General features: G+C 64.5%; 26 protein-coding genes. 15 read left to right on the forward strand and 11 right to left on the reverse strand.

All coding sequences use genetic code 11. The annotated features are described in order from the left end of the window. Positions 1 to 11 precede the first annotated feature (11 nt). Positions 12 to 590 (reverse strand): shikimate kinase, encoded by a 579-nt coding sequence (locus tag K1X15_RS17800; RefSeq protein ID WP_220304917.1) that lies wholly within the window; start codon positions 588 to 590, stop codon positions 12 to 14. 168 nt (positions 591 to 758) lie between these two features. Here K1X15_RS17800 and K1X15_RS21660 point away from each other — a divergent pair, with 168 nt between their 5' ends. The 5 genes from K1X15_RS21660 (at position 759) to K1X15_RS17825 (ending at position 5,010) form a co-directional block, all read left to right on the forward strand. Further along, positions 759 to 974, forward strand: a complete 216-nt coding sequence (locus K1X15_RS21660; RefSeq protein WP_420828346.1) for a hypothetical protein — start codon at positions 759 to 761, stop codon at positions 972 to 974. Then, positions 971 to 1,879: a site-specific tyrosine recombinase XerD gene (locus K1X15_RS17810; protein WP_220304918.1), complete on the forward strand. Its 909-nt coding sequence runs from the start codon at positions 971 to 973 to the stop codon at positions 1,877 to 1,879. Before K1X15_RS21660 ends, K1X15_RS17810 begins: the two co-directional genes overlap by 4 nt. 156 nt (positions 1,880 to 2,035) lie before the next feature. Further along, positions 2,036 to 2,989: an acetyl-CoA carboxylase carboxyltransferase subunit alpha gene (locus K1X15_RS17815; RefSeq protein ID WP_220304919.1), complete on the forward strand. Its 954-nt coding sequence runs from the start codon at positions 2,036 to 2,038 to the stop codon at positions 2,987 to 2,989. 166 nt (positions 2,990 to 3,155) lie between these two features. Further along, positions 3,156 to 4,178 carry a L,D-transpeptidase family protein gene (locus K1X15_RS17820; protein ID WP_220304920.1) on the forward strand — a complete coding sequence of 341 codons (1,023 nt, stop codon included), beginning with the start codon at positions 3,156 to 3,158 and terminating at the stop codon, positions 4,176 to 4,178. A 109-nt stretch (positions 4,179 to 4,287) separates the two neighbouring features. Further along, positions 4,288 to 5,010, forward strand: coding sequence for a hypothetical protein (locus K1X15_RS17825; RefSeq protein ID WP_220304921.1), 723 nt, complete (start codon positions 4,288 to 4,290; stop codon positions 5,008 to 5,010). A 6-nt stretch (positions 5,011 to 5,016) separates the two neighbouring features. Here the strand turns inward: K1X15_RS17825 and K1X15_RS17830 are convergent, their stop codons facing one another. Further along, complete coding sequence (locus tag K1X15_RS17830) at positions 5,017 to 5,658, reverse strand: DNA methyltransferase (protein ID WP_220304922.1); 642 nt, start codon at positions 5,656 to 5,658, stop codon at positions 5,017 to 5,019. 12 nt (positions 5,659 to 5,670) lie between these two features. Further along, entirely contained in the window at positions 5,671 to 8,373 is a 2,703-nt protein-coding gene (secA, locus tag K1X15_RS17835; RefSeq protein ID WP_220304923.1) for a preprotein translocase subunit SecA, read from the reverse strand. 412 nt (positions 8,374 to 8,785) lie between these two features. On the opposite strand from secA, the gene K1X15_RS17840 reads away from it, so the two are divergent. Then, a complete protein-coding gene (locus tag K1X15_RS17840) occupies positions 8,786 to 9,718 on the forward strand; it encodes a peptidylprolyl isomerase (protein WP_220304924.1) in 933 nt (310 codons plus the stop codon). A 94-nt stretch (positions 9,719 to 9,812) separates the two neighbouring features. On the opposite strand, the gene K1X15_RS17845 is transcribed toward K1X15_RS17840, so the two are convergent. Next, on the reverse strand, positions 9,813 to 10,439 hold the full coding sequence (locus K1X15_RS17845) for a TetR/AcrR family transcriptional regulator (RefSeq protein WP_240549546.1): 627 nt from the start codon (positions 10,437 to 10,439) through the stop codon (positions 9,813 to 9,815). Between the two features lie 99 nt (positions 10,440 to 10,538). Between K1X15_RS17845 and K1X15_RS17850 the strand changes: the two genes are divergently transcribed. The 6 genes from K1X15_RS17850 to K1X15_RS17875 all read left to right on the forward strand — a co-directional run bounded on the left by K1X15_RS17850 (position 10,539) and on the right by K1X15_RS17875 (position 15,588). Next, positions 10,539 to 10,769: a putative antibiotic biosynthesis monooxygenase gene (locus tag K1X15_RS17850; RefSeq protein ID WP_220304925.1), complete on the forward strand. Its 231-nt coding sequence runs from the start codon at positions 10,539 to 10,541 to the stop codon at positions 10,767 to 10,769. 117 nt (positions 10,770 to 10,886) lie between these two features. Beyond that, positions 10,887 to 12,878 carry a BCCT family transporter gene (locus K1X15_RS17855; RefSeq protein ID WP_220304926.1) on the forward strand — a complete coding sequence of 664 codons (1,992 nt, stop codon included), beginning with the start codon at positions 10,887 to 10,889 and terminating at the stop codon, positions 12,876 to 12,878. A gap of 77 nt (positions 12,879 to 12,955) precedes the next feature. After that, the gene (argJ, locus tag K1X15_RS17860) at positions 12,956 to 14,191 is read left to right on the forward strand and encodes a bifunctional glutamate N-acetyltransferase/amino-acid acetyltransferase ArgJ (protein WP_220304927.1); all 1,236 of its coding nucleotides are present in this window, start codon (positions 12,956 to 12,958) and stop codon (positions 14,189 to 14,191) included. Between the two features lies 1 nt (position 14,192). After that, positions 14,193 to 14,942, forward strand: coding sequence for a GNAT family N-acetyltransferase (locus tag K1X15_RS17865; RefSeq protein WP_220304928.1), 750 nt, complete (start codon positions 14,193 to 14,195; stop codon positions 14,940 to 14,942). Next, positions 14,939 to 15,346 (forward strand): (deoxy)nucleoside triphosphate pyrophosphohydrolase, encoded by a 408-nt coding sequence (locus tag K1X15_RS17870; protein WP_220304929.1) that lies wholly within the window; start codon positions 14,939 to 14,941, stop codon positions 15,344 to 15,346. The genes K1X15_RS17865 and K1X15_RS17870 overlap by 4 nt, the downstream gene beginning before the upstream one ends. 44 nt (positions 15,347 to 15,390) lie before the next feature. Next, positions 15,391 to 15,588 carry a Flp family type IVb pilin gene (locus K1X15_RS17875; protein WP_220304930.1) on the forward strand — a complete coding sequence of 66 codons (198 nt, stop codon included), beginning with the start codon at positions 15,391 to 15,393 and terminating at the stop codon, positions 15,586 to 15,588. Between the two features lie 116 nt (positions 15,589 to 15,704). Here the strand turns inward: K1X15_RS17875 and K1X15_RS17880 are convergent, their stop codons facing one another. Together K1X15_RS17880 and K1X15_RS17885 are read right to left on the reverse strand one after the other, a co-directional pair. Next, positions 15,705 to 17,183, reverse strand: a complete 1,479-nt coding sequence (locus K1X15_RS17880) for a M48 family metalloprotease (RefSeq protein WP_220304931.1) — start codon at positions 17,181 to 17,183, stop codon at positions 15,705 to 15,707. Next, on the reverse strand, positions 17,180 to 17,992 hold the full coding sequence (locus K1X15_RS17885) for a thermonuclease family protein (RefSeq protein ID WP_240549547.1): 813 nt from the start codon (positions 17,990 to 17,992) through the stop codon (positions 17,180 to 17,182). Before K1X15_RS17885 ends, K1X15_RS17880 begins: the two co-directional genes overlap by 4 nt. Before the next feature lie 133 nt (positions 17,993 to 18,125). On the opposite strand from K1X15_RS17885, the gene K1X15_RS17890 reads away from it, so the two are divergent. Further along, a complete protein-coding gene (locus K1X15_RS17890; RefSeq protein ID WP_220304933.1) occupies positions 18,126 to 18,956 on the forward strand; it encodes a DUF72 domain-containing protein in 831 nt (276 codons plus the stop codon). Positions 18,957 to 19,039: 83 nt separating this feature from the next. Continuing rightward, positions 19,040 to 19,537: a disulfide bond formation protein B gene (locus tag K1X15_RS17895; protein WP_220304934.1), complete on the forward strand. Its 498-nt coding sequence runs from the start codon at positions 19,040 to 19,042 to the stop codon at positions 19,535 to 19,537. Here the strand turns inward: K1X15_RS17895 and K1X15_RS17900 are convergent. From K1X15_RS17900 to K1X15_RS17920, 5 genes are all read right to left on the reverse strand, one after another. After that, positions 19,534 to 19,818 carry a type II toxin-antitoxin system RelE/ParE family toxin gene (locus tag K1X15_RS17900; RefSeq protein WP_220304935.1) on the reverse strand — a complete coding sequence of 95 codons (285 nt, stop codon included), beginning with the start codon at positions 19,816 to 19,818 and terminating at the stop codon, positions 19,534 to 19,536. The two genes, K1X15_RS17895 and K1X15_RS17900, sit on opposite strands and share 4 nt — an antisense overlap. Continuing rightward, positions 19,818 to 20,075, reverse strand: coding sequence for a type II toxin-antitoxin system ParD family antitoxin (locus tag K1X15_RS17905; RefSeq protein ID WP_220304936.1), 258 nt, complete (start codon positions 20,073 to 20,075; stop codon positions 19,818 to 19,820). The genes K1X15_RS17900 and K1X15_RS17905 overlap by 1 nt, the downstream gene beginning before the upstream one ends. 84 nt (positions 20,076 to 20,159) lie before the next feature. Then, positions 20,160 to 20,717, reverse strand: a complete 558-nt coding sequence (locus K1X15_RS17910; protein ID WP_220304937.1) for an HNH endonuclease — start codon at positions 20,715 to 20,717, stop codon at positions 20,160 to 20,162. Between the two features lie 89 nt (positions 20,718 to 20,806). Further along, positions 20,807 to 21,469: an alpha/beta hydrolase gene (locus tag K1X15_RS17915; RefSeq protein WP_220304938.1), complete on the reverse strand. Its 663-nt coding sequence runs from the start codon at positions 21,467 to 21,469 to the stop codon at positions 20,807 to 20,809. After that, positions 21,466 to 22,140, reverse strand: a complete 675-nt coding sequence (locus K1X15_RS17920; RefSeq protein ID WP_240549548.1) for a DNA-3-methyladenine glycosylase family protein — start codon at positions 22,138 to 22,140, stop codon at positions 21,466 to 21,468. Before K1X15_RS17920 ends, K1X15_RS17915 begins: the two co-directional genes overlap by 4 nt. A gap of 20 nt (positions 22,141 to 22,160) precedes the next feature. Here K1X15_RS17920 and gluQRS point away from each other — a divergent pair, with 20 nt between their 5' ends. After that, positions 22,161 to 23,027: a tRNA glutamyl-Q(34) synthetase GluQRS gene (gene gluQRS / locus K1X15_RS17925; RefSeq protein ID WP_220304939.1), complete on the forward strand. Its 867-nt coding sequence runs from the start codon at positions 22,161 to 22,163 to the stop codon at positions 23,025 to 23,027. The last annotated feature ends 38 nt before the right edge of the window (positions 23,028 to 23,065 follow it).

The raw sequence follows: 23,065 nt of genomic DNA on the forward strand, positions 1-23,065 counted from the left end.
GGTCCTGCCTGTCAGTTCTTGAGATGGTCGAGCAAAGCCGTGATCACGTCGGCGGCAACATTGTCCTGAGGCACGTCACGGCTCATCACCGTGATATCGGCCTCGGCGTAGATCGGGTAGCGGTCCGCAATCAGCTTTTCCAGAGTCCCCCTGGGGTCGGCGGTCTTGAGCAGCGGCCGGTTGGAGCGGCGCGAGACCCGCTCGAACAGCACGTCCAGATCGGCCTTGAGCCAGACCGAGAGGGCACCGGCCTTGACCAGCGCCCGCGTCTCGGGATTGACGAAAGCGCCGCCGCCGGTGGCGAGCACAATGTCCTTCTCCTTGAGCAGGCGCGATATCACACGCATCTCGCCGGCGCGAAACTCGCCCTCGCCGCGCTGCTCGAAAATCTCGGGAATGCTCATCTGCGCGGCGCGCTCGATTTCCTCGTCGCTATCGATGAACTGGCGTCCCAGCCGCGCGGCAAGGCGGCGGCCGACCGTGGTCTTGCCGGCGCCCATCATGCCCACCAGTACCAGCGGACGTCCGTTCAGCCGACCGGCCAGCGCCCGGGCGCGGCCCTGCCGCGACCCGCCATCCGTTTTGCTCACCTGACGCGCCCTCCGATCATGCCGCTATCAACCGGTCCCGGCCCGGCCTGTCAAGCACGCGGCGGCGCGGTTGATCCCGCAGGCCAGTTTCGGCAACACTGCAAGGCACAACAGAACCGCAACCATTTTTCCCTAGGCTCAGGCCAACACGGCTCCCTGGAACCCGACATGCCCTCGCTGATCCGCTTTCTCATCATCCTCATCTTTCTCGGTGGACTGGTCTTTGCCGGCATGTTCGCGCTGGTGGCCTTCGTCGAGCCGACGCCCAAGGAGGTCAGCCAGCGCATACCGAGCCGCGACCTGCTCGGCGACACCGACACGGCCCGGCCCGGCGGCAACCTGCCCCAGCCCAATGTCACCTCCGGGGACAACGACACGCAATGAGCGGCGGGCACCTGATCGCCAGCTTCCTCGAAATGATGAGCGCCGAGCGCGGCGCCGCCGCCAACACCATCGAGGCCTATCGCCGTGATCTTGCCCATTATGCAGGCTTCGTCGCCGCGCAGGGCCAGACCCTTCTGACCAGCACCCGCGGCACGGTCACCGCCTGGCTCGACGATCTCAACACCGAGGGACTGTCCGCCGCATCCAGCGCGCGCCGCCTGTCGGCCGTGCGCCAGTTCCACAAATTCCTCTGCGCCGATGGCCTGCGGGGCGACGATCCCACGCGCATTGTCGCCAGCCCCAAGGCGCGCCGGGCCTTGCCCAAGGTGCTCTCGGTGGCCGAAGTGGACCGGCTGCTCGCCCTTGCCGAGGCCGAGGCCAGCACCCCCGCGAGCGCGCAACAACAGGCCAGCGCCCAGCGTCTCTACGTTCTCCTCGAAATGCTCTATGCCACGGGCTTGCGCGTCTCCGAGCTGGTGAGCCTGCGCCGTGCCGCCGTCATGCGCGATTCAGCATTCATCACCGTCACCGGCAAGGGCAACAAGGACCGCGTGGTCCCCATGAACGATCGCGCCCGCGATGCGGTACGGGCCTGGGTCGCCACGCTGGAGCCCGGCCTCTTCCTGTTCCCCGCCAAGGGCGAGGACGGCCATCTCAGCCGCCAGGTCTTCGCCCGCGACCTCAAGGCGCTCGCCGCCCGCGCCGGAATTTCATCGGCCCGGGTCGCCCCGCATGTGCTGCGCCACGCCTTTGCCAGCCATCTCCTGGCCGGGGGCGCCGACCTCCGGGTGGTGCAGATGCTGCTCGGCCACGCCGATATTTCCACAACCCAGATCTACACCCACGTGCTGGACGAAAAGCTGCGCAATCTGGTGGAAAGCCACCATCCGCTGGCCGAAGGCTGACCGGGAAATACGAAATCCCAACCATTTCGCGCCCAAAGCTTGACTTGCCATTGCTCCATCGCCACTTTCCGGCCACTTTAAGGCGCAAGAGCAGCGGGCCATGACGCATGGGCCGTCGAGCCTGTTGCCAGAACAATGACCCTTACGGGCGGTGGGATGCAGTCTTATCTCGATTTTGAAAAGCCGGTCGCCGATCTCGAAGCCAAGATCGCCGAACTGAAATCGCTGGCACAGACCGACCAGGCCGTGTCCATCGATGAGGAAGTGAACCGGCTGTCTGCCCGCGCCGACGAGGCGCTGGTCGAGATCTACCGCAAGCTCACGCCCTGGCAGAAGACGCAGGTGGCCCGCCACCCGCAGCGCCCGCACTTTTCCGATTACGTGCGTTCGCTCATTACCGAATGGACCCCGCTCGCCGGCGACCGCAAGTTCGGCGAAGACGCCGCGCTGCAGGCCGGCTTCGGCCGTTTCAACGGCGTGCCTGTCGCCGTGCTCGGCCAGGAGAAGGGCAATTCCACCGAAACCCGTCTCAAGCATAATTTCGGCATGGCCAATCCGGAGGGCTATCGCAAGGCCGTCCGCATCATGGACATGGCCGACCGCTTTTCCATTCCAGTGATTTCCTTCGTCGACACCGCCGGCGCCTATCCGGGCATCGGCGCCGAGGAACGCGGCCAGGCCGAGGCCATTGCGCGGTCCACCGAAAAGGGCCTGGAACTGGGCGTGCCCAACATCGCCATCATCATCGGCGAGGGCGGCTCGGGCGGCGCCATCGCCATTGCCACCGCCAATCGCGTGCTGATGCTGGAAAATTCCATCTATTCGGTGATCTCGCCCGAGGCCGGCGCCTCGATCCTGTTCCGCGACGCCGCCAAGGCGCAGGACATGGCCACGGCCCAGAAGATCACCGCCCAGGACCTGCTCGGCTTCGGCGTCATTGACGCCATCATCCCCGAGCCGGCCGGCGGCGCCCATCGCCATCACGGCGTCATCATGGATGCCACCCGCGGCGCCATCGACAATTTCCTCAAGGACTTTGCCGGCAAGTCGCGGCTCGAAACCCGCGAACATCGTCGCGAAAAATTCCTGGCCATCGGCACGACCCTCTAGGACGTGCCGGCCGGGCCATTCGCGGCCCAGTCCCACACATCCGCGTGATCTGCCCCCGCTTCCAGTGCAAAACGCGCCATGGTAAAGGCTTCCTTCACCGTAGCAGCTCATATTGCGCTAAGGATTCGCCCGCCTGCCGGGCCATTTTTGTGACGGGCTGCATTTCTTGACTGCCACCTTTTTCCAGCGCCTCGGCGCCGTTGTCATCCTGCTCTGGCTGGCCGTGGGCCTCGCCGCTTGCTCAAATTTCGTCAAGGGTGGCGACAATCGCCACAACATTCCGCTCTCGGGCGGGGTGATCCAGGGCCTGCGCAATATGGGGTCCTCCCCCGGCCAGGGCATGGTGGTGCGCATCTTCAAGGAAGAATCGGTGCTCGAGGTCTGGAAGGCGACCGGCGCGGGCGCCTATCGGCTGTTCAAGACCTATGAGATCTGTGCCTATTCGGGCGATCTCGGCCCCAAGTTCAAGGAAGGCGACCGGCAGAGCCCGGAAGGCTTCTATACGATCACGCCGGGCCTGATGAATCCGCGCTCGAACTACTACCTGGCCTTCAATACCGGCTTTCCCAACAAGTTCGACCGCGTGCATGGCCGCACCGGCTCGGACCTGATGGTCCATGGCGATTGCTCCTCGCGCGGCTGCTACGCCATGACCGATGCCGGCATTGCCGAGATCTATGCGCTGGCCCGCGAAGCCTTCAAGGGCGGCAATACCAGCTTCCAGCTGCAGATCTTCCCCTTCCGCATGACCACGGCCAATCTCGCCAAGCATGCCACAAGCCCGCACCTCGATTTCTGGAAGGACATCAAGGAAGGCTATGACTATTTCGAGATGACCAGGACCCCGCCGGTCTGGGACGTCTGCGAAAAGCAGTACATCTTCAACCCGGCCGGCTCGGCGCCCCTCAATGCCGCGGGCCCCTGCCCGGCCACGGTCTCCAACCCGGCGCTGACGGCCAAGCTGCAGGCCGACGAGGCCGATCTTGCCAACAAGGCCGAGGCCGCGCGGGTGGCCGCCGAGAAGAAGGCCGCCGAAGAGGCAGCGCTCAAGGAGCGCGGTGCTGCGGTCAACAATTTCTTCTCCGGCATCGGCTCGGGCATTGGCGGCATCTTCGGCGGCCAGGGCCGGCCCGAGGCCCAGACCGGCACCACCACGACCCTGCCCACGCCCTCCACGCAGCGCCCCTAACAGGGCAAGGCCGGACCGAACCGAATGACCATCGGCCTTGCTATGGCCCAACTCTGGCCTCACTTGGTTCAAACCCGGGCCGAACCGGCCCAATATCGGGAGACCTGCCGTGGATCAGCCCCAGAGCGCGCAGCCTGAAGACAGCGCCCGGATCAAGCTGACACCGGACATGCGGCCCGTCGCACCGGAGACGCCCGCTCGCGAAGACCCAGGCGACAAATCCACCCAGCCGCCCCCCGCTGCGCCGCCTTCAGGATCCCGGCCGGAGCAAAGACGCGGATTGGCAGGCGCCTGGCCGCTGCTATTGGGCACCCTGGCTATTGCCGTGGGCTTGGTGGCCATCGCCGCCGCCATCTGGACCTATGGCGAAAGCCAGCGGGAAATCCTGCGGCTCTCGACCGAGCTGGCGCAATTGCGGGTCAGCCTGGACCTCTATGCCCGCAACGGTTCCGGCGAAAATCCCGACCTGGCCGTGCTGGGCGAGCGCCTCTCCGCGCTCGAGCAGAGCGCCCGTAGCGACACCGTTCCGATGCCTGAAGCGCCCGTCGCCGCGGCCAGCGGTGACGCATCGTCCACGGGTCCGGGCGGAGAGGACTGCCTGCCCGAGGGCATGCGTCTCCTCGTGGCGGCAGGCGACACCTATCCCATCTGCGGCCAGCCCGCAGAAGTCAGCGTCAATTTTGTCGACAATGGCTATATCACGCTGCGCGACGGCACGTCGGTGGCCTCGGGCGGCACCACGCCCCTGCCCGGCAGCGCCTGCACCATTGCCGTCACCTCGGGCGGCGACGAAGGCCTCACCGGCTACGCGGAAATCCGCGTCACCTGCTGAGCGGGCCTATCTCGCAAGGGGCCGGAAAACCAGCAGAGCGCTGTGTCCGACGCCCGGCCCTGCCGGCCAGTCCGAGGTATTGACCCGCACGATCTCCCGCTCGAGCCGCAGGACCTTGCCCAACGCTTCGGCCATCTGCCCGACCAGCGGGCGATAGCCGTCTCCGGTCAGGATATTGGAGACCTCCACGATCACGTGTCCATCCGGCACCATGGCGCGGCCGATGCCCGCGAATATGGCGGTCATATCCTCGAAATAGCTGGGACCCCAGGGATCGTCTTCCAGCCGCACCATCGGATAGGGCGGGCTGGTGAAGGCCAGCTGGAACTGGGGAAGGTCATGCGCGTCCATGGTCTCGATGGGCGCCGCTATGATCCTGCTGGGCGGCGACAGTCTGCGGCTCACCCAGTCGGAGCGCTCCGGATTGGGCTCAAAGCCGATGGCCGGCCGACCCATGCGCTGGCTGACGATCAGCGTCGTTCCCAAGCCGGCAAAGGGGTCCAGGACCCAGTCTCCAGGGCGCGAATAGGCGTCAAGTACGATCTCCGCCAGCTCTGGCGGAGATCGGTCATCGGCAAAGCCGGCAAAGTCTATCGGCTCAAGCCGGCCATCGAGGGCAATCCAGTCCCGGTCGAGCTGGGCTGGCATTGACCTCTTTCCTCAGGCGAACGCGCCGTGGCAGTGCTTGAACTTCTTGCCCGAGCCACAGGGACACGGCGCATTGCGCGAGACGCCCACCAGCAGCTTGGGATCGACAGGCGGCAGGCCGTCGCGCCTGGCCACGTCGTCACCGGCCGCATCGTTCTCGCCGGTCAGCGGGTCGATATGGGTTTCGGTGAGCTTGGAGAGGTCCAGCGCCGGCGGCGGGGGCGGCTCGGGCTGGCGGATCTGCAGTTCCACATGGCTGATCTGGGTGGTCACCAGCTCACGCAGATTGCCCAGCATGGCCTGGAACAGCTCATAGGCTTCCTGCTTGTATTCGTTGAGCGGGTCACGCTGGGCGATACCGCGCCATCCCACCACTTTCGAGAGGTGGTCGAGCATGACCAGATGCTCGCGCCACAGCCCGTCCACCGATTGCAGCAGGATGGACTTTTCCACCTGGCGCATGATCGAGGCCGAGTATTTTTCTTCCTTGGTGGCAATCAGCGCATCGGCAGCGTCGCGAATACGCTGCTCGACCGTTTCGGCATCGATGCCCTCTTCGGCAGCCCACTCGGCCACCGGGACATCGATATTGAGATAGGTCTTGGCGGCCGCGGCAAGCTGCTCGGTATTCCATTGCTCGGGATAGGAGCGGGCCGGCATGGCCTTGGCCGAGATATTGCCCACCACGTCGTGGCGCATCTCGGTGATGGTCTCGCTCACATCCTCCTCGTCCATGAATTCGAGACGCTGTTCGAAGATCACCTTGCGCTGATCATTCATCACGTCATCATATTTGAGGATGTTCTTGCGGATGTCGAAATTGCGCGCCTCGACCTTGCCCTGAGCCCGCTCGATCGCCTTGGTGACCCAGGGATGGGTGATGCTCTCACCCTGTTCCAGCCCCAGCTTTCCGAGCATGGAATCCATGCTGTCGACCGGGAAGATGCGCATCAGGTCGTCCTGGAGCGACAGGAAGAACTTGGAGTGCCCGGGATCGCCCTGGCGGCCCGAACGGCCGCGCAGCTGATTGTCGATGCGCCGGCTTTCGTGCCGCTCGGTGCCGATCACCATGAGGCCGCCGGCGGCCAGCGCCTTGGCCTTGTCCTCGGCGATCTTGGCCTTGATCTCGGCGATCTTGGCCTCACGCGCTTCGCCCTCGAGCTCGCTCGCCTCGCGCTGGATGCGCATTTCGAGATTGCCGCCCAGCTGGATGTCGGTACCGCGGCCAGCCATGTTGGTGGCAATGGTGATGGCGCCCGGCAGGCCGGCATCGGCCACGATATAGGCTTCCTGCTCGTGATGCCGGGCATTGAGCACGTTCATCTGCCCGACATTCTTCTTGCGCAGGATATCGGCGAGCATCTCGCTCTTTTCGATCGAGGTCGTGCCCACCAGCACCGGCTGGCCACGGTCCTGGCACTCCTTGATCAGCTCGGCAATGGCGTCGAACTTCTCCTCCGCCGTGCGGAAGATGGCGTCGTCCTCGTCAATGCGCTGGATCGGCAGGTTGGTCGGCACCGTGGTGACGCCCAGGCTGTAGATGTCGGCAAATTCCTCGGCCTCGGTCGCCGCCGTACCGGTCATGCCGGCCAGCTTCTTGTAGAGGCGGAAATAGTTCTGGAAGGTGATCGAGGCCAGGGTCTGGTTCTCGGACTGGATCTTGACCTTTTCCTTGGCCTCCAGCGCCTGGTGCAAGCCTTCCGAATAGCGGCGGCCCGGCATCATGCGGCCCGAGAATTCGTCGATGATCACCACTTCGTCGTCGCGGACGATATAGTCCTTGTCCTTGCGGAACAGCTTGTGGGCCCTGAGCGCCGAATTGGCATGATGCACCAGGGCGACGTTCTCCACGTCATACATCGACCCGCTCTTGAGCAGGCCCGCCTCGCTGAGCGCTGCCTCGAGCTTTTCCACGCCCTGGTCGGTAAAGGTGGCGGCGCGGTGCTTTTCATCGACCTCGAAATCGCCTTCGCCGATGATCGGCATCAGCCCGTCGATCTTGATATAGAGCTCGGACCGGTCCTCGGAGGGGCCCGAAATGATCAGCGGCGTACGCGCCTCGTCGATCAGGATCGAGTCCACCTCGTCCACGATCGCGAATTCATGGCCGCGCTGCACCATCTGGGCGCGCGTATATTTCATGTTGTCGCGCAGATAGTCGAAGCCCAGCTCGTTATTGGTGCCATAGGTGATGTCGGCGGCATAGGCGGCCTTGCGCTCGGCATCGTTCATGCCATGCACGATCACGCCATAGGAGAGGCCCAGGAAATTGTAGATCTGGCCCATCCACTGGGCGTCGCGCCTGACCAGGTAGTCATTGACGGTCACCAGATGCGCGCCCTTGCCGGTCAGCGCATTGAGATACATGGGCAGCGTTGCCACCAGCGTCTTGCCTTCGCCGGTGCGCATCTCGGCAATCGAGCGGTCGTTCATGACCATGCCACCGATCAGCTGCACGTCGAAATGCCGCATACCCAGGACGCGCTTGGACGCCTCGCGCACCGTGGCGAAGGCCGGAACGATCAGGTCCTCGAGCTTGGCGCCCTGTTCGAGCTGGGTCTTGAACTCTGCCGTGCGGGCCTTGAGCGCGTCATCGCTAAGCTTGACCAGCTCGGGTTCGAGCGCATTGATCGCCGCCACCTTGCCCTGATACCGCTTGACCTGCCTGTCCGACGGTGACCCGAAGATTTTCCGGGCAAGCGAAGCAAGTGCCATTGTTTGTGGTCCTTTGTTTGTGAGCGGCGGGGCTTGTGGGAGCGGGCGGCCTGCAGATGCGGGCGCTGGCGGGCCCCGTTTCGCCTCGTCACAACTTGGGGAACCCCTCTCGGTTCCCGAGTGCGGAATTGTTGCATGGTCCCCGTGCGCTTATCGGGCGCAGCGACGGGCCCATGCTCATGAAAAGCGGGTGAGATGTAAGAGTGGGGGTGAGGCTTGTCAACGTATCCGAAATGGGCCACACCTTCCGGACCCTGTGGCCCGGCGGGCATGGTGGTCGCGGATGACAACTGGGTGATCACCTCTCGGGCTGGCACATTTTGGCCCCCTTGCCATGCGAGCGGGGTGCCGGACAAATTCTGACCACGCCGGCGCTTGCTCATCTGGCCGGCCAAGGAGACACGCTATCCCCATGTCGAACCCGACCCAGCGCCTTTTGCGCGCCGCCAGCCTCGCCGCCCTGCTCGTTGCCGCCCCGATGGTCGCGGCCATCGCACAGGACACCGCCGCGCCGGCCACCGAACAGGCTGCCGCCGACCCCTCGACCGTGGTGGCCACGGTGGGCGGTGAAACCATCACCGAGGGCGACCTGGCCTTTGCCGCCGAGGACATGGCCCAGGACCTGGCCCAGATGCCGCCCGAAGAGCGCCGCGCCTTCCTGGTGCGCATCCTGATCGACATGAAGGTGATGTCCAAGGCCGCCCGCGACGCCGGCATGGACCAGACCGAGATCTTCGCCCAGCGCAAGGAATATCTCGAGGAACGCGCCCTCAGGCGCGCCTATTTCGCCGAGGCCATTGCCGCTTCGGTCACCGAGGAAGCCGTGCGCGCCGAATACGACGCCTTTGTCGAAGAATTCCAGCCCGTCGATGAGGTCCGCGCCAGCCACATCCTGGTCGAGACCGAGCAGGAGGCCAATGACCTCAAGGCCCAGATCGATGGCGGCGCCGATTTCGCCACCCTCGCCCGCGAGCATTCCATCGACCCGGGCGCTGCCAATGGCGGCGATCTCGGCTTTTTCCGCAAGGGCATGATGGTGCAGCCGTTCGAGGAAGCCGCCTTCGCCCTGGCAGAGGCCGGCGACGTCTCGGCACCGGTGCAGTCGCAATTTGGCTGGCACATCATCAAGCTGGCCGAAAAGCGTCAGTCTGCACCGCCGCCCTTCGAGCAGGTCGCTCCGCAGATCCAGAACCAGCTGCTGATGCAGACCTTCACCGAAAAGGTGGACGAGCTGATGTCCGGCCTCGAAATCGAGATCACCGATCCCGAGCTCAAGGCCAAGTTCGACGCCCAGGAAGCGGCCGAGGAGGCTGCAGCCGCCGGCGCGGCGGCCCAGCAGGAATAGACCTGTCACCATGAACCAAAGAGCCCGGCCAGCGTGCCGGGCTTTTTTTCGTCTAAACCAGCCATCCGCACGCCCAGGGCGTCGCCGGGACGAGTTACCCCCTGTAGCCTGGCACGCCCCCGAGGATCACATCGACGACGGCCGGCGCATGCGTCATGGCCTCTTCGAGCTGGTCGAGCAGCAATTGGTGCCAGGCATAGGACACCACAAGATCCACCAGAAGGGCGGAATCGGTCGCTTCCGGCACTTCTCCGCGCGCCTTTGCGCGATCCACGATCCGGGCCGAAAACGCCTTGCGCTCGGCCTGGTAGGCGATCAGCACCTTGGCCGCTTCCGGATCGGTCTGGGCTTCGGCCACCAAGGCCCGATAAACCGTTCCGCACAGATTGCCTTTCCAGAAGCCGAGCAGGTGATGCTCGAGAAAGCTGACGAGGTCGCCTCGGAGGGTCCCGGTATCGGGAAAGCTTCGACTGTTCTTGAAGCGCTTGTAGACATCGAGCATCAGCGCCGTGCGATGCGGCCACCAGCGATAAATGGTGGGCTTGCCCGCCCGCGCCCGCCGCGCCACCGCCTCGATCGAAAAGCCGGCAATGCCGGCCTCGCGCAGCACCGCCTCGGCCGCGTCCAGGATGGCTTCCTGGCTGGCCGGATTGCGGCGGGCACCGATGGAACGGCGTGCCATGTCGTCATTGTCCTGGACGGGTTCGGTGGCTTTGCTCATGCCTCCCTATATGGCTCAAAATAATCGCCGCGAAAAGACTTGAACGAAACGGCTCGTTTCGATATATAACGGAACGTGCCGTTTCGATTGGAGTTACCCATGCCGCTCTCCGCCCGCCTTCGCCTCACCCTGCTGATGACCCTGGCCGTCTATCCGGTGGTGACGCTCTATCTCTACGTGCTGATGCCACTGACCCAGGGCTGGGACATCTGGCAGCGCAGCGTCATCCTGGTTCCCATGATGTCGGCGACCATTGTCCTGGTGGTCGTACCCTTCATCAACAAGCGCTTCGGCGCCTTCATCGCCGGCCGCAAGACGGCCACCGCCTGATCTGACGGCCAGAAAGGGGCGGCGGCGGCGAACGTTCCGCCGCCCCTGGCGCCCCTGTCTGGAACCCTGCCGCTCCCCGTGCTTTACTTCATGAGTGCATGGGAAGCGGAGGGAGCGATGTTCAGGAGCTTCGTGATCAATCCGCCGGTCTTTTTTGGCTCGGTGATCATCATTGGCATCTTCCTTGCCATCGGTATCCTCGTTCCCAGTGGCGCCGGCGTCTTCTTCAGCACCCTCCAGGCCGGCATCCTCACCAGCTTCGGCTGGCTCTATCTGCTGGCAGTGGGCATCTTTCTCATAGCCGTGCTGCTGCTGTGCCTGGGCCGCTATGGGCGGCTCAAGCTGGGCCCGGACGACTCCACCCCCGATTTCCGCTTCCCCTCCTGGATCGCCATGCTCTTTGCCGCCGGCATGGGCATCGGCCTGATGTTCTACGCGGTGGGCGAACCCATGACCCACTTCATGGCTCCACCCACGGCCGAGCCGCGCACCGTGGAAGCCATGCGCGAGGCCATGAGCGTCACCTTCTTCCACTGGGGCATCCATGCCTGGGCCATCTATGCGGTCGTTGGCCTGTCGCTGGCCTATTTCGGCTATCGCTACAATCTGCCGCTCACCATTCGCTCGGGGCTCTACCCCTTGCTCAAGGAGCGGATCAACGGCCCCATCGGCCATGCCGTGGACATCTTCGCCATTGTCGGCACCATGTTCGGCATCGCTACCTCGCTGGGCCTGGGCGTCAGCCAGATCAATGCCGGCCTCAACTATCTGCTCGGCATGCCGGTGGGGCCCATCGTGCAATTGCCGCTGATCGCGGTCATCACCACCCTGGCCACCATTTCGGTGGTCACCGGCCTCGACAAGGGCGTCCGCATCCTCTCCGAGACCAATCTGGTGGTCGCCATCCTCCTGATGGTCTTCGTGCTCATCGTCGGCCCAACGGCGGACCTCTTCCGCGATTTCGTGCAGAATCTGGGGCTCTATCTCGATACGCTCGTGCTGCGCACCTTCAACATCTATGCCTATGAACCCACGCCCTGGATCGATGCCTGGACCCTGTTCTACTGGGCCTGGTGGATCTCCTGGTCACCTTTCGTGGGCATGTTCATTGCCCGCATCTCCCGCGGCCGCACCGTGCGCGAATTCGTGACCGCCGTGCTCTTCATCCCGGCCGGCTTCACCTTCTTCTGGATGACCGTCTTCGGCAATACCGCCATCTTCGTCGATACCGGCATTGCCGCAGGCGAACTGGGCCAGGCCATTGCCAGCGATGTCTCTGTGGGCCTGTTCCACTTCTTCCAGTTCCTGCCCTTCCCGGCCATCACCTCCACCCTGGCCATCCTGCTGGTGGCGATCTTCTTCATCACCTCCTCGGATTCCGGTTCGCTGGTCGTCGATTCCATCGCCGCCGGCGGGGAGACCGCCACCACAACCGGCCAGCGCGTCTTCTGGTGCGTCATGGAAGGCGTGGTGGCCGCCGGCCTGCTGCTCGCCGGTGGCCTGGGCGCCCTGCAATCGGCCACCATTGCCAGTGCCCTGCCGTTCAGCTTCGTCATGCTGGCGCTGGTCTGGTCGCTCTTTGTGGGCATGCGGGCCGATCTGGCGCAGCAGGCCGCCCGCCCGGCGCCAGCCTTCGCCCCGGCCCAACCGGCCGCGGGCATAACCTGGCAGCGCCGCCTGGGCCTGATGCTGCGCGCGCCCAGCCAGCGCGATGTCGAGCAGTTCCTGGTCAAGGATGCACGCCCCGCGCTCGAACAGGTTGCCGGCGAACTCGCCAGCCGCGGGCGGGCCGCCGAGGTGGTCGAAGAGGATGGCGGCGCCATCGCCCTGCGCGCCCCGGCCGAGGGGGTCCGCGATTTCGTCTATGGCGTCAGCGTCGCCACCACGCCCCTTGCCAGCATCGCCCCGCTCGGCACGGGCACCGCCGACCGGCGCTACGAGGCGCGCACCTATTTTTCCAGCGGCGGCCGCGGCTATGACATCATGGGCATGCATCGCGACCAGATCATTGCCGACATCCTGGTGCAGTTCGAGCGCTACCTGCACCTGACCCATTCCCCGGAATCGCAGATCCTGCACGCCGCGCCGGAGCATTCAGGAGGCGGTTGAACGGTTGTACATTGCACCCGCGCCAGCTTTGGGGCACACCCGTTTCAACATCGATTTGCCCGTTCAAGGTTCCGCTCATGGCTGCCCATCCGGTCTCTCCCCTCGCTCCCAAGTCCTATCCGGAGCTGCCCGCCATCGAAGGCGTGCGCTTTGCCACGGCCGAAGCCGGCATCAAGTACAAGAACCGTACCGACGTGCTGCTGATGGCCTTCGATGAGGGCACGGTCGCTGCCGGCGTGCTGACCCGCTCGAAATGCTCCTCGGCCGCCGTCGACTGGTGCCGCGCCAACCTGCCCGGCGGCAAGGCGCGGGGCCTTGTGGTCAATTCGGGCAATGCCAATGCCTTTACCGGGGTCAAGGGCAAGGACAGCGTGCAGCAGACCGCCGAAATCGCGGCCAAGGCCCTCGGCTGTTCAACCGACGAGATCTTTCTCGCCTCCACCGGCGTCATCGGCGAGCCGCTCGATGCGTCCAAATTTGCCGGCGTGCTCGACGAGACCGCGACGCGCCTGGGCAGTACGCCCTGGATCGAGCCGGCCAAGGCCATCATGACCACCGACACCTATCCCAAGCTCTCGGGCGCCGTGCTGGAGATCGACGGGGTCGAGGTCAGGATCAACGGCATTGCCAAGGGCTCGGGCATGATCGCGCCCGACATGGCCACCATGCTCAGCTTTGTCGTCACCGACATGCCGATCGCCGCCGATGTGCTGCAGGCCCTGCTGGCCAGGCACAGCCAGACCAGCTTCAATTCCATCACCGTGGACAGCGACACCTCGACCTCCGACACGCTGCTGGCTTTTGCCACCGGCAAGGCGGCGGTCGAGCCGATCCTGAGCCTCGAAGACCCCCGCGCAGAAATCTTCGGGGAAGCTCTCTGCGACGTCCTGTTCGAACTGGCCATCCATGTGGTGCGCGATGGCGAAGGCGCCACCAAGCAGGTCTCCATCCATGTCGAGGGCGCTGTTTCGGATGACAGCGCCTTCCGCATCGCCAAGGCCATTGCCGATAGCCCCTTGGTCAAGACCGCCATTGCCGGCGAGGACGCCAATTGGGGCCGCGTAGTCATGGCCGTGGGCAAGGCCGGCGAGTCGGCCGACCGCGACCGGCTGGCCATCCGCTTCGGTGACCTGCTGGTCGCCAAGGATGGCGAACGCGCCGCCGGCTACGACGAAAAGGCCACCAGCGCCTATATGAAGGGCGAGGAGCTGGAACTGACCGTCAGCCTCGGCCTCGGCGACGGCAAGGCCACGGTCTATACCTGCGACCTCACCCATGGCTACATCACCATCAATGGCGACTATCGGAGCTGACATGGCGCTGCCCACGGTCGAAGCTTTCGAACGGGCAGGCCTCGAGGCCTGGCCGGGTATCATTGTCAAATGGGATGGCAACTGGGTGCGCCGCGCCGCCGGCGGCTACACCAAGCGCGCCAATTCCGCTCAATGCTTTGACCCCAATGACGACGCCGATGTCGACCTGCGGATCATCAGTGCCAGTTCCTGGCTGATCGTCAACGGCGCCAAGCCGGTGTTTCGCATCACCCCGCTATCGGCGCCCGCGCTCAACGAGGCCCTCGATCGTGCCGGTTGGGTCGAGATCGACGCCTCCCATCTCTACGCCATGCCGCTCGGCGTTCACGAACCCGACGCAGAGGGCAGGACGCTGCCCCTCGACGATCCGGAGTTCCTAACGGCCCAGCAGAAGCTGCAGGGGCATGACGACGCCATGATGGGCCGCATGCGCGCCTTGCTTGCGGTCATGGCGGTACCCGCCTGCGGCATCGTCGTCCGTCGTAACGGCGAGGCGGTCGCCTCCGGCCTCATGGCCATTTCCAATGGCATCGTCATCACCGGCAATGTCATCACCGACCCGACCCGGCGGCGGCAGGGCTTGGGCGCGGCGATGATGCGCACCGGGCTCGCCTGGGCCCGCGACAAGGGCGCCGCCATTGCCGCGCTCAATGTCCAGGCCGACAATGAAGCGGGCAAGGCGCTCTACCAGTCTCTGGGCTTTGCCCATCAGTACGACTACGCCTATCGCATTCCCGGAGCGCCCGATTGACCGCAAAACCAATCCTGCTCGTTGTTGCCTGCGCCCTTGTCGACGCCGACCGGCGCGTCCTCATCGCCCAGCGCCCGGAAGGTAAGTCCATGGCGGGCCTCTGGGAATTCCCGGGCGGCAAAGTAGAGCATGGGGAAACACCCGAGGCCGCGCTGATCCGCGAGCTCGATGAGGAGCTGGGCATCGAGACCCGCGAGGCCTGCCTTGCGCCGCTCTCTTTTGCCAGCCACGCTTACGAAAGCATTCACCTGTTGATGCCACTCTATGTGTGCCGGAAATGGCAGGGCACGCCGGTCTCGCGCGAGCATACTGCCCTCAAATGGGTCCGTCCGCAGGCGCTGCGCGACTATCCCATGCCCCCGGCGGATGAACCGCTGATCGCGGCCCTTTGCGATCTGCTGTGACGTGTTTGGTGACGGCCGGATGGCCTTGGATGCACGGAGCGACCATGCTGAGGCAGATTGTGAGGCGCTTTGCCGCCGATGAAAGCGGTGCCACTGCCATCGAATATGCCTTGCTCGGCACGCTCATCGCCGTAGCCCTGGTCGCCAGCTTCACCCTCGTGGGTGACGGCGTTGCCAACATGTTTGGCTCGGGCTCGACCGGTGCCGTCGGCGCCATCGACAATTCGGTCGATCGGCTCTAAAGCAATTCCCGTTCTGAATAGACTCAGAACGGGAGCTCTATCTCTTTGTTTTGTCACGCTTTCGAACCATAAAAAGTGGTGTCCACTTTTGCTGAAAGCGCTCTAGCCGCCTTGCCTCAGGGCCGGGCCACGACCTTGTAGCGCTCCCCGGCGACCACCGGGTCACCCGGATAGAGATCGTTCAGGATATAGAACAAGTCACGCGCACCTGAAATATTGGCCATCTGCTGGGCCAGCCGGTCCGCCGTGTCGCCCGGGCGTGCCGTGACGAGGCGAATGGAAAGCTGGCGGATCTGGCTCAGATCGCTGGCATTGGTGCGCCGGAAGCTCTCGATGGTGGCCTCGGCCCCCTGCCGGAAGCGCGGGCTGTCGCTCTTGGCGGCAAAGATGAAGCGATAGACATCGCCATCAAGCCGGATCACCGCGACGCGGAAGAACCACTGGTCGGTCTGGGCCAGGCCCGAGGCCATGTCGAGGCCGTTAAAGCTCTGCGCGGTCACCGTGTCGGCCTTGAGCCCGGCGATCCAGCCCGATTTGAGGTAGTCGGTCAGCGACATGTTGGGCTGGACCTGCGCACTGTCGAAGCGCACGGCCTCCCCATCTCCGGCCACGCCCACCACCGCGCTCTGCGAGGTCTGCAGCGTATAGCCCTGCGGCACGGTGAAGGTGAACTTGTTGGCCGGGTGGATGAAGCGCTGGCCCACGATCGAACCCTGCGCCGGGCTGTCCCCGAAGCTGAGGCCCGAAATGGCTGCGAGATAGGCATCCCGGTCCGTCTCGCCGATTTCGGTCGATCCGAACATGCCGCGCGCCGTGCTCAGCGCCGTCTCGATGCGTGCCGGTGTCGAGGGGTGCGAGGACAGGAAACCGTCATTGCCGCTGCTGGCGCCCGCCGAAAACGCGGCGAAGCGGCTCATCACCCCCAGGAAACGGGCCGCTGCCTGCGGATCATAGCCCGCCTTGCCGGCGAACTTGATGCCTTCCTTGTCGGCCTCGAGCTCCTGGTTCTGGCTGAACGCGGCCAATTGCTCGCGCGTGCGGTTGGCGGTGGCGTCGCTCGAGGTGTCGCCGCCGAAAATGCCGGTAATGACCCGATCCACGATTTGCGTCTGCCGCGTGCGATCGGTCCGCGCCCGCGCATGGCGCAGGGTGACATGGGCGATTTCGTGGGCCAGCACGGCTGCCAGCTCGCTGGTGTCGGAGGCCAGGGCCAGGATGCCCCGCGTGACATAGATATAGCCCCCGGGCAGCGCGAAGGCGTTGACTTCGGACGTATCGAGAATGGTCACCTGGAACTTGGCATTGGGCTGGTTTGCCGCGGCCAGGAGGCGTCCGACGATACGGGCCACCATGATTTCGGCCTGCCGGTCCTCATAGACGCCGCCATAGGCCGCAATGATGCGCGGATGCTCGCGCAGGCCCAGCACCGCATCGTCCGGGTCCGTGCCCTCGGGCACGACCGCCGGGGCGGGATTGTCGCCCGTGCGCGCAACATTGATGCTGGAACCCATCAACGAGGTGCAGGCTGACAGCGCCAGCAGGCTGACGGCCAGGACCCCGATCCGCAATACGCTTTTGCCCAATTGCGCGGTCATTGCCTCGCCAGAACCTCGATCTGCTCGGGATGGGTGACCTCGATGCGCGGACCATCCCGGTCGTCCACCCATCCGCGCACGCGAACCAGCGCGCCGTCCAGCGTCAGCGGATCAAGCCCGTCCTGGCTGAAGAGCCTCAGCGCCGGGGCTTCGATCACCACGGTGAAGTCTTCCTTCCAGAACCGGCCGAAATTGAGATAGATCCGCGAGCCGCTTCGGTCAGCCAGCAGCACCCGGCCTTCGACCAGCTCGTAATTCCCCGCCCGCTCCAGCAATTGGGAGGGACGATCCGCCGCACGCACGCTGTAATAGGGATCGGCCCAGATTCCAAGCCGCTCCACGCGTGCCTGGGCTTCGCCCGCGAAGAGTTGATCAAGGCATTGCCGGTTATCCGGAAACGAGTAGACCCGCGCCAGCCCCTGCTGGACCATATGGAGCTGGGCCCAGACGGGGGCGCCTTCGCCGTCCTCGACAAACAGATGAGCCAGGGCGCGATCATAGCGGTCGATCTCTTCGCCGCCGTAACCCAGACTGACCTGCTTGTTGAGCGCCAGCCTTTCCAGCTCGGCCTTGGCTTCGGATGCCAGCGGCCAGGCCGCAAACCCGTCTCGCCCCAGCGGCAGTTTTGGCGCCTGGGTGCCGATCATGCGCACGACCTGCCCCGAATCAAGCACCACCGTATCCCCGTCGGTAACCTGCGTGACCAGCCCGCCCCGGACCATGCGCAGCCCCTCGCAGGCCAGCGCAGAGGCCGGTTCCAGGCCCACCAGGATGGCGGCGGTCACAGAAGCGATGGTGGTACGGCGCAAGCGGCGGGCCCTTCGAAACGTCGCGTTCACCATGCACCCAAATGCGGCAAAAAAAGATTACCGCCCTGATGCGGGCCCGCGCCATTGCCAAGTCCGGCCCGCCCGGCCAAGCTGGCCAACTTGGGAGGATGGCATGAGCACCATTGGAACGGTCAGGACCGGCACCGCCGGCTGGGTTTTCGAACCCTGGCGCGGCACCTTCTTTCCGCAAGGCCTCGTGCAGAAAAAGGAGCTGGCCTACGCCGCCAGCCGCCTGACCAGTATCGAAATCAACGCCACCTTCAGGGCCAACCAGAAACCGGCGAGCTTCGCCCGCTGGGCCGGTGAGACGCCCGATGGCTTCCAGTTCTCGGTCAAGGGCCCGCAATTGGTGACCCATATCAAGCGGCTCAAGAATTGCGCCGAGCCATTGGCCAATTTTTTCGCTTCCGGCCCCCTCGCCCTGGGTAGCAGGCTCGGCCCCTTCGTCTGGCAATTGCCGCCCAACCTGGCATTCGACCCGGAAAGCTTTCCGGCCTTTCTCGACCTCCTGCCCACGGATGTGGAGAGCTACCTTACTCTGGCCGGTCGGGCCGATGCGGCCAGGCAGGAGCCGTTTCTGGACGCCAGTGGCGTCTCCCGCATCCGCCATGCCATAGAGCCGCGGCACAAGAGCTTCGACACGCCCGAGGTCAACGCCCTGCTCAAGCAGCACAATATCGCCCGGGTCATTGCCGACACTGCCGAGCATCCGGCGCGCGACCTGACTGCCGACTTCGCCTATTGCCGCCTGCAGGGCCCGGCCCGTCCCGATGCCGATGGCTATGCCGAGGCCGACATCAAGGATTGGGCCGAAACCATTAATGGCTGGCGCAGTGCCTGTCGCGACGTCTTCGCCTATTTCGTCCACGAGGACAAATTACACGCTCCCGCCAATGCCATTGCCCTGCGGCAGGCCCTCGGCCTCACGCTGCCGGACGATTGATCACAGACACGTTTGCTGCTGGATTTTGCCCGATCCTGCCCCTATTGGCCTTGCCCATCACAGCGTCACATCGAGTTCCCGCCATGACCCCTGCCCGCCCCTATGACAAGATCGCCGCCGGCCTGGCCTTTGTTCTCGGCCTTGCCACCATCCTGGGCGCACTGGGCTCGCAATTCATCGGCGGGCTGCAGCCCTGCGAACTCTGCCTCGAACAGCGCTTGCCCTATTACTGGGGCCTGCCGCTCCTGGCCTTGGTCCTGATCCTGTGGAACCGCCTGCCGCTACCGGTCTGGTACCTGGCCATGGGCATCGTGGCTGCGCTCTTTGCCTGGGGCGCCTATTTGGGCGGCTATCACTCGGGCGTCGAATGGGGGTTCTGGCCCGGCCCGACCGCCTGCACTGGTGTGGGTGAGAGCTTTTCGCTCGACGCGCTCAACGACATGCAGCGCGTCATCGGCTGCGACGTCGTGCAGTTCCGCTTTCTCGGACTTTCCTTGGCCGGGTACAACGCCCTGATTTCGGCAGCCATTGTTGTGCTGCTGCTGGGCGCGATGCTGTTTCACGCGCGGCGCAAGGGCTAGAGGTCCAGCTCGTTCATATCCCTTGCCGCGTGGATCACGCGGACAACCCGAACGTCGCTGGCAGTGACTTGGTAGAGCACCAAGTAGTTGCCGATGGGCATTCGCCGATAGCCCTTGGGCTTTTCCAAGAGTGCATAGCGCATGCTTTCGCTGCTCAGCGACCTGCAGGCCAGCTCCAACTCTGCAACGAATGTTGCAGCTCGACTGGCATTTTCAAGGCCGATGAAATCACCGATCGCGCACAGGTCTCGCAAAGCCTTGGGCGAGAAGACGACCCGCATCAGGCCGTTTTTCGCCCGGTGGCGTACCGCGCCTTCAGTTCGTCAAAAACCGCTTCCGCATCGAGCCAGCCGTCCCTTTCAGCCTCGACCTGAGCCGCTTCGAGGCTTGCCTCCAACTCCCGCAGCCGCGCTTCACGCTCCTGCACCAGACGGACGCCTTCACGCAGGACTTCGCTCTTGGAATTGTAGCGGCCGTTTTCGACCAGGTCATTGACGACCTTTTCGAGCACTTCGCCCAGATCGGCGCTGATAGCCATGGCGAACCTCCATTATCCGGAGATTCAATAATAGTTATTGACCGATATTGCCGCAAGGTATGCGCGAGGCGCGCTGCCCCGCCCTCACGGCTCCAGTTCGATGTCCCAATAGAGATAGTCGAGCCAGCTCTGGTGCAGATGGTTGGGCGGGAAGGCCCGGCCATTATTGTGCAGGTCATGCACACTCGGCGCATAGGGCTTCTGATGCGGGAACATCTTGATCTCGCTCGGCAGCCGGTTGGCCTTCCTGAGATTACAGGGCGCGCAGGCCGCCACGACATTCTCCCAGGTGGTCAGCCCGCCCTTGGAGCGGGGGATGACATGATCGAAGGTCAGATCATGGGTTGACCCGCAATACTGGCACTGGAAGCGGTCGCGCAGGAAGACGTTGAAGCGGGTGAAGGCCGGATGCCGCGCCGGCTTCACATAATCGCGCAGCGACACGACGCTGGGCAGCCGCATTTCGAAGCTGGGCGAATGGATGACCGTGTCGTAGTGCGAAACGATGTTCACCCGGTCCAGGCACACCGCCTTGATGGCGTCCTGCCACGACCACAAGGATAGCGGATAGTAACTGAGCGGCCGGAAATCGGCGTTCAGCACAAGGGCGGGACAAGCCTCAGGCGACACATGGATAGTCACTTGAGTCTCCCGAAACGGGAATCGCGTAAGTCCATAGCCCCTTTATACTAAGCCCTTTGTGTCGGGCGTGTGAAGCGGGGGCGACAGGCTTATTTTTCGCTGACCCGGGCGATGAACTCACTGGCAAAGGCCAGCCCGTCGGGGGCAATGCCGTGGGCCACGCCGCGGCTGACATGATAATGCACGTCGAACCCGGCATGGCTGAGCACACTCTCGGCCTCGGCACTGTGGTTGGGATCGACCACGTCGTCCTGGTCGCCGTGAATAAGACAGATCGGAGGCCGGGCCAGAGCGTCCCCGCCAAACCCCTCCGGCGCCAGGAAGGCCCCCGAAAATCCGATAATGCCCATCAAGCTCTGCGCGGCCGGCAGAGATGTGCCCACATGCAAGGCCATCATCGCGCCCTGACTGAAGCCGGTAAGCAGAGTGCGATCGGGGGTGATCGTCGTCTGGGTCCAGAGGTCGTTGAGAAAATCCACCAGCACTGGGCGCGCATTGACGACACCGGTCTGGCGGCTGGCCAGGCGGTCGCCGGTCCAGTCTATGGGGAACCACTGATAGCCGCCCATGGGCGTGCCGATGGGCGCATGGGGCGACACGAACAGCGCGCCGGGCAGCAGGGGCTGCCAATGCGGCGCCAGTCCGATCAGGTCATTGCCGTCGCTGCCATAGCCATGCAGCAGGACCACGGCGGCATCGGGCGCCTGCCCATTGGCGGGGGCGAGCATCGGGCCGGAAAGCTTGGTCGTCATAGCAGGCTGGATTCCCTTTGCTTGAGCGCCGCGAAATAGCGCCAGAACAGCAGGGCCGCGGCCGAGCGATGCGGAGACCAGTCCTGCGCCAGCCCGATCATCTCCTTGATGCTTGGACGGGCGTCAAGCCCGAGGCCGTGATGGGCGGCCTTGAGCAGCGCCAGATCACCTGCGGGAAAGATGTCGGGATGCCCGGCGCAGAACAGGAGATAGACCTCGGCCGTCCAGGGTCCGATGCCCTTGAGCGCCACCAGCTGGCCGATGGCCTCTTCGGCGGGGAGGCTGTCGATGTGGTCAAGGTCCAGCTCACCCGCGGCGATGGCTTGGGCCACGGCGCGAAGGGTCTGGTATTTGCCGCGCGAAAAGCCCGAGGCCCGCACGGTTTCCTCAGTCAGATCGAGATAGCCTGCCGGTTCGAGCGATCCCGGAATGGCGCTGTAGCGTCCCCAGATAGCTGCGGCACTGGCGACCGAGATCTGCTGCCCGCAAATGACCTTGGCCATGCCGGCAAAGCCTTTGGGATTGACGCGTGGCAGCACGGTGCCAACGGTCTCGAGCATAGGCGCCAGATGCGGTTGCAGGCTGATGAGCGCCTCTAGATGCCAAGCGACACCCTCGGGGGTGTCGATAGCCGGTGTTCCGGGCGAGGCCGAAATGCTATTGCCGTTCAAAACCCATTCCGTTCCGGTTCATGACCCAACCCCTGCTTCGCTTTGCGCCCAGCCCCAATGGTTTTCTCCATCTCGGCCATGCCCTCTCGGCTCTGGCGACCTGGCAGGCGGCCGCGCAACTGGACGGCACGGCGCTTTTGCGCATCGAAGACATCGACACCGCCCGCTGTAAACCCGAATTTACCCAAGCCATCTTCGAGGACCTCGATTGGCTGGGCCTCTCCTGGCCCGAGCCCGTGCTGGTCCAGTCCGAACGCTTCGACATCTATGCCGCGGCAGCCAACCGGTTGCGTGACATGGACCTCCTCTATCCCTGCTTCTGCTCCCGCGCCGAAATCGCCGAAAATGCCATCGGCACCGACCCCGATGGCGCCCCGCTCTATCCCGGCACCTGCAGGCATCTGAGCAATGCGGACCGCATCGAAAGGCTGGAGCGCGGCGATCCGGTGCAGTTCCGGCTCGACACCGAGCGCGCGCTTGAGCGCACCGGCATGCTGACCTTTTCGGTCATCGGTCCCACCATTCTCGACCGGCCGCAAATCCGCTATGCCCGTCCCGGACGCTGGGGCGACGTGGTGCTGCAGCGCAAGGACACGCCCACCAGCTATCACCTGAGCATCGTGGTCGATGACGCCGACCAGGGGATTACCCATGTCACCCGCGGCCGCGACCTTGAAGCGGCCACCGATATCCATGTGCTGCTGCAGATGCTGCTCGGCCTGCCCACGCCCTATTACCATTTCCATCGCCTGCTGCTCGGCGACGACGGAGAGAAGCTCGCCAAGTCGAAGGGCTCGCAAAGCCTCAGGGATCTGCGCGCCCAGGGATGGACGCCCGAAGATGTTCGACGGGCGGTGGGGTTCTTGAGCAATTCCCGTTCTGATTGACTCAGAACGGGAGCTCTATCTCTTTGTTTTGCCGCGCT

The organism is Devosia salina, from assembly GCF_019504385.1.
Lineage (GTDB): Bacteria > Pseudomonadota > Alphaproteobacteria > Rhizobiales > Devosiaceae > Devosia > Devosia salina.

Bases quoted from the DNA above. Each gene is read 5' to 3' on its own strand.
- K1X15_RS17905 (WP_220304936.1), bottom strand. From the start codon at position 20,075: ATGGCTATCAGCGCCGATCTGGGCGAAGTGCTCGAAAAGGTCGTCAAT.
- K1X15_RS17900 (WP_220304935.1), bottom strand. From the start codon at position 19,818: ATGCGGGTCGTCTTCTCGCCCAAGGCTTTGCGAGACCTGTGCGCGATC.
- K1X15_RS17875 (WP_220304930.1), top strand. From the start codon at position 15,391: ATGCTGAGGCAGATTGTGAGGCGCTTTGCCGCCGATGAAAGCGGTGCC.
- K1X15_RS17895 (WP_220304934.1), top strand. From the start codon at position 19,040: ATGACCCCTGCCCGCCCCTATGACAAGATCGCCGCCGGCCTGGCCTTT.
- argJ (WP_220304927.1), top strand. From the start codon at position 12,956: ATGGCTGCCCATCCGGTCTCTCCCCTCGCTCCCAAGTCCTATCCGGAG.
- K1X15_RS21660 (WP_420828346.1), top strand. From the start codon at position 759: ATGCCCTCGCTGATCCGCTTTCTCATCATCCTCATCTTTCTCGGTGGA.
- K1X15_RS17810 (WP_220304918.1), top strand. From the start codon at position 971: ATGAGCGGCGGGCACCTGATCGCCAGCTTCCTCGAAATGATGAGCGCC.
- K1X15_RS17880 (WP_220304931.1), bottom strand. From the start codon at position 17,183: ATGACCGCGCAATTGGGCAAAAGCGTATTGCGGATCGGGGTCCTGGCC.
- K1X15_RS17840 (WP_220304924.1), top strand. From the start codon at position 8,786: ATGTCGAACCCGACCCAGCGCCTTTTGCGCGCCGCCAGCCTCGCCGCC.
- gluQRS (WP_220304939.1), top strand. From the start codon at position 22,161: ATGACCCAACCCCTGCTTCGCTTTGCGCCCAGCCCCAATGGTTTTCTC.
- K1X15_RS17850 (WP_220304925.1), top strand. From the start codon at position 10,539: ATGCCGCTCTCCGCCCGCCTTCGCCTCACCCTGCTGATGACCCTGGCC.
- K1X15_RS17830 (WP_220304922.1), bottom strand. From the start codon at position 5,658: ATGCCAGCCCAGCTCGACCGGGACTGGATTGCCCTCGATGGCCGGCTT.
- K1X15_RS17845 (WP_240549546.1), bottom strand. From the start codon at position 10,439: ATGAGCAAAGCCACCGAACCCGTCCAGGACAATGACGACATGGCACGC.
- K1X15_RS17815 (WP_220304919.1), top strand. From the start codon at position 2,036: ATGCAGTCTTATCTCGATTTTGAAAAGCCGGTCGCCGATCTCGAAGCC.
- K1X15_RS17865 (WP_220304928.1), top strand. From the start codon at position 14,193: ATGGCGCTGCCCACGGTCGAAGCTTTCGAACGGGCAGGCCTCGAGGCC.
- K1X15_RS17855 (WP_220304926.1), top strand. From the start codon at position 10,887: ATGTTCAGGAGCTTCGTGATCAATCCGCCGGTCTTTTTTGGCTCGGTG.
- K1X15_RS17915 (WP_220304938.1), bottom strand. From the start codon at position 21,469: ATGACGACCAAGCTTTCCGGCCCGATGCTCGCCCCCGCCAATGGGCAG.
- K1X15_RS17890 (WP_220304933.1), top strand. From the start codon at position 18,126: ATGAGCACCATTGGAACGGTCAGGACCGGCACCGCCGGCTGGGTTTTC.
- secA (WP_220304923.1), bottom strand. From the start codon at position 8,373: ATGGCACTTGCTTCGCTTGCCCGGAAAATCTTCGGGTCACCGTCGGAC.